Below are 12,272 nucleotides of genomic sequence, written 5' to 3' on the forward strand. Positions count from 1 at the left end.
TTCCGCCGACTGGCCAGAGACTATGAGCGATTGCCTGAAACCTTGGCCGGTTTGCACTTCGTCGTATTCTCCGTGCTTATGCTTGTTCACTTTGCAGCCCTTAACAAAAGTGCCTAACACCCTCTAGCACACTGGCGCGCGCCCGCCCGGGTGTCACCGTCAGCCCGACCTGCCGCCATTCTCGCGCAGCGTCCCAGAACTGTTCTGCGCAATGAACCTCAACAATTGGAGTGATCGGCACCCGGTAGGTATTGTGCAGGAGCAGCAGGAACGTGAGACCGTAACCTCGTCGCCGGACCGGCTCTGGTACCACAAGCCGATAGATGTACAGATGATCTCGGAGTGGCGACAGACCGTAAGTCGCTTCCCCCACCTTTTCACCTGCGACGGGTTTCCCAAACCGGACTGGGCAACGTTGGCGATCCGGCGTCGTTCGTCGTGGTCCTGACGCTGATCGTGGGCAGATCGCGAATTTTTCGTCGCAAGGACAAAGTGCGCAGAAAGTCGATCATTTTCACGTGATGTCTGTGACGCACCGAGGGTAACAATTCGTGTTGCTGAATTTCAACCGAACACGATAGGTCCAAAGCCATCCAGCCATACGACCAGTATCGCAGGACACATTGCGTAAAAAAATCAGTACCGGATAAATCGTCGATAGGACAAGGATGACAACGTGTAGGGGATTTCCTACGGGAGGACTATTCGGAACGCGCTCCCACTGCCGAACTGGAGGCGCCAGGATCACGACGGATCCTGCTCGTGCGCTTCCGCGTCCATTGCGTTTTTGTTGTCTGGAGGCCGATTCAGCGTCCGAAGCTACCTTACTGCCCGTCCCCATCCGTCTGTCTGACCGTGCAAATCAGACCGGCCTCTGCCGCGACCACGCCATCCACTTCGGCGCGAGCCTTGAACTTCCAGATACCGCGCATATGCCGCTCGAACGTCGCGTTCAGGATCAGTTGGTCGCCGGGTTCCACCACGCGCCTGAAGCGCGCGTTGTCGATGCCGACGAACAGGTACAGCGTGCTGGCCGGATCATGCGGCTCTTCCGAGAACGTCAACAGCGCAGCCGTCTGCGCGAGCGCTTCCAGAATCAGCACGCCCGGCATCACAGGACGACTTTGGAAGTGGCCCATGAAGTACGGTTCGTTGATCGATACATTCTTCAGCGCCCTGATGCGCTTGTGCGGCTCGAGTTCGAGCACCCGATCGACCAGCAGGATCGGATAGCGATGCGGCAGCAGCGTGAGAATCCTGTGAATATCGAGATTGATTTTTTCAGCGCTCATGGTATTTCTGTTCACGCATTGACTGCGCGATGATGACTTCGGATGCCGGTGCGGGAGTTGGTAACGCGCGCTGCCGTCGCTATTTGTGATCCGGAGGCTGACGCCACCCGGTTACAGCTGACCGACGCCTCTTGCCTGATATTCGCCCGAACCTTGTCCGGTGCCTACGCCTTGTCGTCCGAGGCATCGGCAGCCGCCACGTCGAATGCCTTGATACGGTCACGCAATCTGTCGAGATTTCACGTCAACGCAGCGCTCCGTTTCTCATCCGGTGTACCCGGCCCCGCAGCACCGCGTATCACCACAGGTTTCTACTGCTCGCCCAGGAACGACTTCAATCGCTCGGACCGGGCCGGATGCCTCAGCTTGCGCAGTGCCTTCGCTTCAATCTGGCGGATTCGCTCACGCGTTACCTCAAACTGCAGTCCGAGTTCCTCAAGTGTGTGGTCCCTGCTGCTCTCGATACCGAAACGCAGGCGCAGAATCTTCGCCTCGCGTGGCGTCAACGTCGTGAGCGCCTCGCTGACGGCATCCCGCATGCTGGCCTGAAGCGCTGCATCGTCGGGCAAAATCGCCGCAGGGTCCTCGATCAGGTCGCCTACCGACGTATCGTCGTTTTCCCCGACGGACGCATCCAGGGAAACCGGCTCCCTGACGATCCGCAGCATTGCCCGAACCTTGTTTTCCTGCATCCCCATCCGCTCCGCCAGCGCGGCGGCGTCGGGTTCCCGTCCGGTTTCCTGCAGGATCTGGCGCGACATCCGTTTCAGTTTGTTGATCGACTCGATCATGTGGACAGGGACCCGGATGGTGCGCGCCTGATCGGCAACCGACCGGCTGATGGCCTGCCGGATCCACCAGGTCGCGTAGGTGGAGAACTTGTACCCACGACGGTATTCAAACTTGTCAACGGCGCGCATCAGACCGATATTGCCTTCCTGTATCAGATCGAGAAACAGCAGGCCGCGATTCACGTACCGCTTCGCGATCGAGATCACCAGCCGCAGATTCGCTTCGATCATTTCACCTTTCGCGCCCAGCATTTTCGCTTCACTCGCGGCCATCGCGCGGCAGACATCCCTGAAATCGTCGAGCGGCAGCACGACCCGCTTTTGCAGGGCGAGCAACTTTTCCTGCTCCAGCCGGATCGCGGGGAGGTTTCGCTCCAGCACGCCGCTGAACGGGCGCCCTGCCGCGATGAGTTGCTGTAGCCACGCCGGGCTGGTCTCGTTGCCCCGGAAATGCGCGATAAACGTGTCGCGAGGCACATCACACCGGTCAACGGCGATCCGGGCAATTTCGCGCTCGATGGTTCGTACCTCATTGGCGGATACCCGCAACGCGCCGCACAAACGGTCGATCGTGCGGGCCGTGAAGCGGATCGTCATCAGTTCGGCCTCGATCGCCGCCTGTGCCGTGCGATAGCAGTCGGATCCGTAACCCTCCGTCTCGTATGCGTCGCGTAATTTCCCAAACCACCCGGCTACCATCGCGAACCTCTCCAGCGCCTCACGCTTCAGAGTCTCGCTGTGCAGATTGGCCGACGCGGCTTCGGCGCCATCATCATCTTCGTCGCCCTGATCCTCGCCGAGAACCTGATCGCCGTCGACGCTTTCCTCCGCGACGGCAACCATGTCATCCGTCTGCACCGCAGCCGGATCGATCATCCCATCGACAAACTCTTCGATCGGGGTTGCGCCGCTGGCAACAGCGTCAGCGATCGCCAGCAGGTCCGCGATCGTTGTCGGGCACGAAGATATGGCCCGGATCATGTCGTTGCGGCCCTCTTCGATGCGTCTCGCAAGTGCAATCTCACCCTGGCGGGTGAGGAGTTCAGTGGTACCCATCTCCCGCATGTACATGCGCACGGGATCGGTGGTGCGGCCGAACTCGGCGTCCACGCTTGAGATGGCTGCCACGGCCTCTTCCTCGACCTGCTCATCGGACGAACCCGCGACCGCATGATCGTGCATCACCATGGACTCGACGTCCGGTGCCTGCTCGACTACGGCGATGCCCATGTCGCTGAATGCCTTGATCACGCTTTCGATCGCATCAGGTTGCGCCAGACGCTCAGGCAGGCAGTCGCTGATTTCCCCACGAATGACAAAACCGCGCTCATTTCCCAGCTTGATCAGCGCCCTCAGGTCCGCGCGGCTACTTTCATTTTCTCCGGTGGAGTCATCCGGTAGCGCTGCAGTGGCGTCATTCACACGTGCATTTGCTTTCGTCCGGCGTGGAGCGGTCCCCGGTGGAACTGCTCCAACCGCGGACCCGGTGTCCCGTGTGCCGTCCCGCGTCGAGGAGTCCATTGGTCGCGGTGTCACCGCGACCGCCGCGCGTGCGCGATCCGTAGCGCCTCTGCCAGCGTGTCCATTCTTCACGTTGAGGTCACCCGGCACCACGTCCAGTGTCTGCCTCTTCACAGCCTTTTTCGTCACGCGGTCGTTCCTTTGAATATGACGTCAGGGTTAGCGCGCTGCACGTGCGGCAGCCTTCGCGAGGTGAATAGCCATTTCAGAGGCGCGCACCATGCGCCCGGATCAGTTGGACCAGTTCAGATACCGAAATCTCATACCGGACCTCCTGTTCGGGACCCGCCGCGTGATGATCGCTGTATCGCTCTTCGATCTCGATCAGCACGACGGTTCTGCCGTCGGGTGATGCCTGCAGCATGACGTCGCGATGCGCCTGCACCTGATGCCCTTCGGGGCTGACCGGATCGTGATGCAGGCGCAGACGTCCAAGGTCGTTGCTGCGTGGAGCTGAATTCATCTGAGCTTTCCCCTAATCCATTTCTGCTGACGGTCTTGCCTTGCCGGGGCTCGACAGGCGCGCGCATGGTGCCGCGAAGTCTGGCGTCACAGCGCCTCTGTGCATGCCGTTGACGTGATAATATCATTATCATTGGCTGCAAATATTGATAACAGGGGACATCATGCCTACCACAGTCCAAGGCAAACCCCGCGAAGCCGCCCTCGATTATCACGAGTTCCCGACGCCGGGCAAGATCGCGATCGCACCGACCAAGCAGATGATCAACCAACGCGACCTCGCGCTGGCTTATTCGCCGGGTGTCGCGTTCGCGTGCGAGGAAATCGTCGAGAGCCCGCTGAACGCCGCGCGCTTCACCGCGCGCAGCAACCTGGTCGGCGTCGTCACGAACGGCACCGCGGTGCTGGGTCTCGGCAACATCGGGCCGCTCGCGTCGAAGCCGGTCATGGAAGGCAAGGCCGTGCTGTTCAAGAAGTTCGCTGGCATCGACGTGTTCGATATCGAGATAAACGAAACCGATCCGCACAAGCTGGTTGAGGTCATCGCCGCGCTCGAGCCGACCTTCGGCGGCATCAACCTCGAAGACATCAAGGCGCCGGACTGCTTCATCGTCGAACGCGAATGCCGCAAGCGCATGAAGATTCCGGTCTTCCACGACGACCAGCACGGCACTGCCATCGTCGTCGCGGCCGCGGTCACCAACGGCCTGAAGGTCGTCGGCAAGGACATCAAGGAAGTCAAGCTGGTCTCCTCCGGCGCGGGCGCGGCGGCGCTCGCATGTCTGGACCTGCTCGTCGACATCGGCCTGCCGCTCGAAAACATCACGGTGACCGACCTCGCGGGCGTGGTCTACAAGGGCCGCACCGAACTGATGGACCCGGTCAAGGAGCGTTTTGCGCAGGAAACCGACGCGCGTTCGCTCGCCGAGGTGATCAACGGCGCGGACATTTTCCTCGGCCTGTCGGCCGGCGGCGTCCTCAAGGCTGACATGGTGGCGCAAATGGCGACGGCACCTCTGATCTTCGCACTTGCCAATCCGACGCCCGAAATCCTGCCGGAACTCGCGCTCGAAGTGCGTCCGGACGCGGTGTTGTGCACGGGCCGCACCGACTACCCGAACCAGGTGAACAACGTGCTGGTGTTCCCGTTCCTGTTCCGCGGCGCGCTGGACGCCGGCGCGACGACGGTCACGCGCGAGATGGAAATCGCGGCGGTCAATGCGATCGCGGAACTGGCGCGCCAGGAGCAGAGCGATATCGTCGCGACGGCGTACGGCATCCAGGACCTGTCGTTTGGTCCTGCCTACCTGATTCCGAAGCCTTTCGATCCGCGCCTGATCGTCAAGATCGCACCGGCGGTAGCGAAGGCCGCGATGGATTCGGGCGTCGCGACCCGTCCCATCAAAGACATGGACTCCTACGAGCAGCACCTGCAGCAATTCGTCTACCACAGCGGCACGACGATGAAGCCCATTTTCCAGCTGGCGCGCAGCGTCGAGGCGGAGAAGAAACGCATCGTGTTCGCAGAGGGCGAAGAAGAGCGCGTGCTGCGCGCGATCCAGATCGTGGTCGACGAAAAGCTCGCGACGCCGATTCTGATCGGCCGGCCGGAGGTCATCAAGCACCGGATCGAGCGCTATGGCCTGCGTCTTACGCCGGGCGTCGACTTCACGATCGTCAACACCGACCACGACGAACGTTATCGCGACTTCTGGCAGGAGTATCACCGGCTGATGGCTCGCAAGGGCATCAGTGAGCAGATGGCCAAGCTCGAAATGCGCCGCCGCACGACGCTGATCGGCGCGATGCTGGTGAAGAAGGGCGAGGCAGATGGCATGATCTGCGGCACGGTCAGCACGACACATCGGCACCTGCACTTCATCGATCAGGTGGTCGGCAAGAAGGAAGGCCGCAACGTCTATGCGGCGATGAATGGGCTGGTGCTGCCGAATCGCCAGATTTTCCTGGTCGATACGCACGTGAATGTGGATCCGACGCCCGAGCAGCTGGCCGAGATCACGATCATGGCAGCTGAAGAAGTGTGCCGTTTCGGTATCGAGCCGAAAGTCGCGCTGCTGTCGCACTCGAACTTCGGCACCAGCAACGCGCCGTCCGCGCAGAAGATGCGCGACACGCTGGAGATCCTGCGCGAGCGCGGGCCGGACCTGCAGGTGGACGGCGAAATGCACGGCGACGTCGCTCTCGACGCGAATCTGCGCCGCGAAGTGCTGTCCGACTCGACGCTCGAAGGCGACGCGAACCTGCTGATCCTGCCGAATATTGATGCGGCGAACATCGCGTACAGCCTGCTCAAGACGGCCGCAGGCAACAACATTACGATCGGCCTGATGCTGCTGGGTGCCGCGAAGCCGGTGCATGTGCTGACCGCGTCCGCCACGGTGCGTGCCATCGTCAACATGACTGCACTGGTCGTCGCCGATGCAGGTGCCGCATCCCCATCGTCCCGGGTGTGACGTTTCAACTGTCGGGGGCGAGCGCGGCCGGACAGCGCCTTTTCCGCGTTGACTTCGCCTTGCAAGTCCGGTGTTTTCTACGACATTCCGTGGAAGAGCGCCGCATGTCGCTATCGGCGGGATTCCTTTGCGTTTCGCCGCCGGTTACTGCATGAGATATTTTTCCTGGAGTATCAGACGATTGAGCGAGTGATGCTGGACGGGTCTGGGCGCGGCGCTCGTGCGCAACATCAGCGAGGCTGGCTAACAGAAAAAAACATCAACCGGCTCGCCAAACAGTTTACGAATCGCCCGACGCGAATCTCTGACAGCGCGTCATCTTGCTGCAAGCTCCGCTACAGGTTTCGACAGGTAGCTGACGCGAGCTCCAGCCGTGAGCAAGTCACCGGATCGCGCTATACTTTTCCGCTTTTTTTTGCCTTCGTTAGGCACCAAGGATTACACATGAGCACGTTACCCTCCTGTCCGAAATGCAATTCCGAGTTCACATATGAAGATGCGGGCGTCTACATTTGCCCGGAGTGCGCACATGAATGGTCGGCCCAGGCAGCCATGCCAACCGAAACGGTTGACAGGGTTTATCGCGATTCAACTGGAAACGTCTTGCAGGATGGAGATACCGTCACAGTCATTAAAGACTTGAAATTGAAAGGTTCGGCTGGCGTGATCAAGATGGGCACCAAGGTAAAGAATATCCGACTGGTGGAAAGTGACCACGATATCGATTGCAAGATCGATGGTTTTGGCGCCATGAGCCTGAAATCGGAATTCGTCAGGAAGGTGTGACCAGCTGCGTGGCCGCACAGAGCCGCCGCTGGACGCGGCAGCGGCAAGAGGCCTGCCCGATCGCACGGGCCAAGGAGAATCCACGGGAAGCCCCCCGACCCGGCTTTGGCCGGCGACGCTTTCATTTGTGCGTCGTCCTTAGCCTTGCCCGGCGGGGCTCACGGAATTCGCGGACGCCACCTGGGCGCGAGTTGATAATCATCTGGAAGGCCTCCTTTGCCGCCCCCAAGGTAGTGGGCGGCAAAGGTCTACAGTTGCGGTGCGAACCGCCAACCGACCTGTCAGGAGGCGCATATGAAGTATTGCGGCATCGATCTGCACTCGAACAACGCCGTGGTCGCTGTGATCGACGACCAGGATCGGGTGCTTTACTGCAAGCGGCTCACCAACGATTTGCAGCTGATTATGGCTGCGCTCGAGCCACACAGGGATGAGCTTCAAGGAGTAGTCGTGGAGGCTACGTTCAACTGGTACTGGCTTGTCGACGGACTGATCGCTGCGGGCCTTGCCTTGCATCTCGCCAACACCGCGGCAATTAAGCAGTACGAGGGCCTGAAGTATGCGGGCGACGAGCGTGACGCGGTGTTCCTCGCCCACATCTTCCGTCTTGGACTCCTGCCTGAAGGCTACATCTATCCACCAGCGGAGCGGGCGTTGCGCGATCTCGCCCGCAAGCGGCTACAGCTAGTGCAGCAGCGCACGCTTCACATTCTGAGCATCGAGAGCCTACTGGCGCGGCAGATCAACCTCCGGATGAACGGCGAACACGTCCAGCGACTGGATGATAAGGCCATACGCGCATTCGGCTTACCGGCGCATGTCGAGCGCGCGTTGATGGCCAACATGGTGGTTCTGCGCACGCTGCGGAGCGAGATAGTTGCGCTCGAAACGATCTTGCATCACGAGGCGCGACTACGCCCGGAATTTGTCATGCTGAAAACCACTCCGGGTATCGGTAATGTACTCGCGGCCACGATCATGCTTGAGACCGGCACCATTGCCCGCTTCGCCAGCGTTGGCCAGTTCAGTTCCTACTGCCGGTGCGTCGACAGCAAGCGGATCTCGAATGGCAAGAAAAAAGGCGAAGGCAATGCAAAGAACGGCAACAAATATCTCGCCTGGGCGTTCATCGAAGCGGCAGCTGGGGCGCTTTGCTACTGTCCTCAGGCGAGAAGCTTCTATGACCGGAAAAAGGCCAGGCGTCTTCCGGTAGTCGCGATGAAGGCACTTGCGCACAAGCTGGCGCGTGCGTCCTATTACATGATGCGTGATGGCAAACCATTCGAGGTAAAGCGATGCTTTAATTAGGTTTGGCGGGGGGCCGAGAGCCCGTTAAAGTTGTTGGTCCGAAACCATTGAGTTGATTGTGCCCGGTCCCCGGCCATCCTGCTGCTGCGAACCCTGAGACGCCCAGGTCGTGAGCCGACAGCTGTCTGGTACCCGCAAGCGGGCAACCATAGAATTGATATGTATCCCTCTGGACACAGGCCTGGCACCGACGATTCTCTGGGGCTCTACTGAGCCAGGGGTGAATGCCGGAACGCGGGCGTTCATCTTGATCCCGATGGGTGACTGGTGCGGATCAGTTCCGCAACCAAACGACGAGAAACCGGACGCGCCACCAAGCTTCGCATCGCCCCGGGATGGCCAATTCGGCTCTCAGGCGCAGGGCTTGGTCCCTGAAGGGAACGTCTTATCCCTTTACTTCGGCCTTCCAATGGGTGACACAATTACTTTCGCACCGTTGACAGATTTATTTTCCTCTACCCCTGCGTGCCGCGTTAGCGTTGGAAGGGAAACCCGGACCAGCACGGAATGCATTCGTTTCGGAACAATGCCACTGGCTGGCCTGATACTCACAAGCGGCACCGCTAGGCCTGCATTGCCAGGGCACCCCAGGTTACGCCAGCACCGACCGCATGCATCAACACCTTGTCACCGCGACGGATACGATCGTCCCGATAGGCCTGATCCAGAGCGAGGGGGATGGAAGCGGCCGATGTGTTGCCATGCTCACGGACAGTGGCAATCAGGCGATCGACCGGGACGCCCAGTTTGCGCGCCGTGGCTTCCATGATGCGGATGTTCGCCTGATGAGGCACGACCCAGGCGAAGTCTGACATCGCCAGGCCACACTGTGCCGCGACTTCCTCGCTTACCGCCTGGAGCGCACCGACCGCCAGCTTGAACACTGCCGGCCCGTCCATGCGCACAAACGGATCTCCCAGCACAGATCCACCGGCAATGCTGCCCGACACTTTGAGGATTTCCGAGTGGTGTCCGTCGGCATGCAAGGCTGCGCCAAGTATCCCTGGCTCACCGGATGATCTCAGAACCACAGCGCCTGCGCCGTCGCCGAACAGGACACAGGTACTGCGATCCTCGAAATCAAGGAGTCGCGAGAATGTCTCCGCCCCGATGACGAGTGCCGTCTTCACTGAAGTAGCCCGTATCAGCGCGTCTGCGACCGTGAGTGCATAGATGAACCCACCGCACACCGCCTGAATGTCGAACGCCGCACCACCGTTTCGTATTCCGAGTTTCCGCTGGGCAATACAGGCTGTGCTCGGGAAGATTGCATCGGGTGTGGTGGTGGCAACTACGATCAGGTCGATGGCATCCGCTTCGATTGCCGCCGCAGACAGGGCCCGGGACGCGGCCTCTACGGCAAGATCGCTCGTTTGCGACTGACGGTCAGCGAACCGTCGGGACTGGATGCCGCTGCGCGAATAGATCCAGTCGTCGCTCGTTTCGATGCCCCTGCTGGCAAGCTGCAACACCAGGTCCGCGTTGGAAATGACGTTCGAAGGCAGGAAACTACCTGTTCCGACAATCCGTGCAAATGACATGAATAACACCGGTCAGAATGTGGAAGGAATCTCACCGCCGTCAGGATGGACGTCCCGGAGTGAGCAAGTCTCATATCAGCCTGGCCACCGGCGTTGAACGGCAGCTGCAGCCACCACGTGCGCCGCCGGCATATCGCAATTGCCTTTTCCGCCGACTGCGGCACCATCGGACGCGGGCTTCCGGATTTGTCCCGCACCCGTCCTCGCATCATCTTCCCGCGTGCCCGTGTCCAACTGCGAACGAACCAGGCACCCGCATAACGGCATTAACGCGGATGCGTCTCGAAGGCCGCCTTGGTCGCTGGATCGATCAACACCGTGACCCGGCCGGATCTGGATATCAGACAAAAGAGGAGCGCATGCCATGATAATATCATTATCATTGTCCAACGCCTCCTGTGAGGCAGGTTATTGCTCTCAGGGGCTAGTCGTCCCGTCCCAGGCAAATGGTCCCGGCGGCAGGACGTTCATGTCTGCCCGGACCGGAACCGGAGGGCGAATGCGGGCCGCCGGTCAGCCCGAAGACGCAGCGGTCATCGCACGCGGTGCGCGGACCGAAGAATAGAACAGTAACCTCGTTTAGACCGCAGCATGGATCACTCTCACGCGTCGTTCGACGCCTATATGAAGTTTCTTGCCGGGCCATCCGCAGACGGTGTGCCCGTGGTGCTGGAAACTGAGCACGCGCTTTCGCTGCATTTCGATCTGCTGGCCACGCAGAGCTTCATGTCGCGGCGTGACCCCCACAAGCTGGTGCTCGGTTACACCCGGACCATGATGGGATTCCTGCTGCTGCAGCCAGCGCCCACCAGAATTTCCATGATCGGTTTGGGCGGAGGATCGCTGGCCAAGTACTGCTACCGGCATCTGCCGGATACAAGGATAGTGGCCATCGAAATCGATCCCAGGGTGATCGCGTTGCGCGACACATTTCATATTCCACCCGATGACGAGCGACTCGAAGTCATCTGCGCGGACGGGGCGGAGTACGTCAAGAGCCACGATGCGCGCCCGGACGTGATTCTGGTGGACGGCTTTCTGGCACACGGCATGCCCGCACAGCTGGGCAACGCCGCCTTCTACTCGGCCTGCCATGCGCGGCTTGCGGACGATGGGGTGCTGGTCGCCAATTTCGTCGACGACGATCCCCATATTCCATACTACCTGGAAGAGGTGCGTTCAGTGTTCGGTGAGTCACTTTCCATTTTCATGGCCGAGGACAGTTGTAACTACACGCTGTTTGCCTGGAAGGGCGCGCCGGGACTGCCCTCCCGGGATAAGCTCCTCGCGCGTGCACGCGCCCTGGCCGCGACACATCCCCTGAACCTGCGCAGGGCCGCACGCCGTTTGAAGCAGGGTGTGGGGCTCGCTTCCGACTGGACATTCGGGCAGAAGCTGACCGGCTGACGAAAAGGCTGACAAACGCCCGATCTGCGCGGCCGGATCGGAAGCGCCGCGCGATGTGCCCACTAACATGCAGGCATGCGCGACGATCGATACAGGCACCTCATGCGAGGGTCCCGGGAAGACATGACAGCCAGGGTGCTGGGACCCGGGATGGGTCCGGCAGCATCGGTGGAGCAGTGAATGCCATGACTATGCCGCACCGCCGCTAATGTCCCTGCTCAGGGTAGCCACACATCGGGCGTAGACGACGATCACCCGCGGTGATGCGAAGTTGATCTGCATGTCCCGGGTGAAGAACCAGGATGCGTCCGGCTGGCGACGCACGATGTCGCCGGCCTTCACGAGTTGCCGCGCGAGATCCGCGGCCATTCGACTCAATTCAACCCGCAGGCGCCAGTCGGCATGGTGATCGCGGCGACGCAGCCAGATCCTCGTGCTCTCAACCAGATGATCGGGCGGCAGCCACGCTCCGGTGGTGCGGAAGGCGAATATCCCGGATAACGTGAGAATGCGCAGCAACTCTGCGTTCGTCTCAAGTCGGTGCATCCTGCGACCTGTCCTATCGTTGCGGCCCGCGACGGCCGGACATCGTCACGTTACTCTCATCGTGCGATCTTTCCGATGTGCACGGAAGCAGGCTGCCGAAGAGACCTGCGGTGCCGTGAAACCAGGGCCCAGCGTGATGCCTGC

The 12,272-nt window shown here is 60.6% G+C and carries 9 protein-coding genes and 1 pseudogene; 5 read left to right on the forward strand and 5 right to left on the reverse strand.

Annotated features, from left to right (window positions below; all coding sequences use genetic code 11):
- A pseudogene (locus F6X42_RS39970) lies at positions 1–117 on the forward strand (IS5/IS1182 family transposase); the annotation flags it as partial.
- Between the two features lie 707 nt (positions 118–824).
- Here F6X42_RS39970 and fabZ read toward each other — a convergent pair.
- The 3 genes from fabZ to F6X42_RS39985 all read right to left on the reverse strand — a co-directional run bounded on the left by fabZ (position 825) and on the right by F6X42_RS39985 (position 4,067).
- Entirely contained in the window at positions 825–1,292 is a 468-nt protein-coding gene (gene fabZ, locus F6X42_RS39975; RefSeq protein ID WP_187639333.1) for a 3-hydroxyacyl-ACP dehydratase FabZ, read from the reverse strand.
- 311 nt (positions 1,293–1,603) lie between these two features.
- Positions 1,604–3,604 carry an RNA polymerase sigma factor RpoD gene (rpoD, locus tag F6X42_RS39980; RefSeq protein ID WP_187639341.1) on the reverse strand — a complete coding sequence of 667 codons (2,001 nt, stop codon included), beginning with the start codon at positions 3,602–3,604 and terminating at the stop codon, positions 1,604–1,606.
- 205 nt (positions 3,605–3,809) lie between these two features.
- Complete coding sequence (locus F6X42_RS39985) at positions 3,810–4,067, reverse strand: hypothetical protein (protein ID WP_187639334.1); 258 nt, start codon at positions 4,065–4,067, stop codon at positions 3,810–3,812.
- 163 nt (positions 4,068–4,230) lie between these two features.
- On the opposite strand from F6X42_RS39985, the gene F6X42_RS39990 reads away from it, so the two are divergent.
- The 3 genes from F6X42_RS39990 (at position 4,231) to F6X42_RS40000 (ending at position 8,634) form a co-directional block, all read left to right on the forward strand.
- Entirely contained in the window at positions 4,231–6,540 is a 2,310-nt protein-coding gene (locus tag F6X42_RS39990; RefSeq protein ID WP_187639335.1) for an NADP-dependent malic enzyme, read from the forward strand.
- Positions 6,541–6,984: 444 nt separating this feature from the next.
- A complete protein-coding gene (locus F6X42_RS39995) occupies positions 6,985–7,326 on the forward strand; it encodes a zinc ribbon domain-containing protein YjdM (RefSeq protein ID WP_187639336.1) in 342 nt (113 codons plus the stop codon).
- A gap of 294 nt (positions 7,327–7,620) precedes the next feature.
- Positions 7,621–8,634, forward strand: coding sequence for an IS110 family RNA-guided transposase (locus F6X42_RS40000; protein ID WP_187639337.1), 1,014 nt, complete (start codon positions 7,621–7,623; stop codon positions 8,632–8,634).
- 563 nt (positions 8,635–9,197) lie between these two features.
- On the opposite strand, the gene F6X42_RS40005 is transcribed toward F6X42_RS40000, so the two are convergent.
- Positions 9,198–10,175, reverse strand: a complete 978-nt coding sequence (locus tag F6X42_RS40005; RefSeq protein ID WP_187639338.1) for a beta-ketoacyl-ACP synthase III — start codon at positions 10,173–10,175, stop codon at positions 9,198–9,200.
- Between the two features lie 591 nt (positions 10,176–10,766).
- Between F6X42_RS40005 and F6X42_RS40010 the strand changes: the two genes are divergently transcribed.
- Complete coding sequence (locus F6X42_RS40010; protein ID WP_187639339.1) at positions 10,767–11,582, forward strand: fused MFS/spermidine synthase; 816 nt, start codon at positions 10,767–10,769, stop codon at positions 11,580–11,582.
- Between the two features lie 189 nt (positions 11,583–11,771).
- Here the strand turns inward: F6X42_RS40010 and F6X42_RS40015 are convergent, their stop codons facing one another.
- Positions 11,772–12,101, reverse strand: a complete 330-nt coding sequence (locus F6X42_RS40015; RefSeq protein ID WP_187639340.1) for a hypothetical protein — start codon at positions 12,099–12,101, stop codon at positions 11,772–11,774.
- Between the last annotated feature and the right edge of the window lie 171 nt (positions 12,102–12,272).

The sequence above is a fragment of the Paraburkholderia podalyriae genome (assembly GCF_014397785.1).
GTDB lineage: Bacteria > Pseudomonadota > Gammaproteobacteria > Burkholderiales > Burkholderiaceae > Paraburkholderia > Paraburkholderia podalyriae.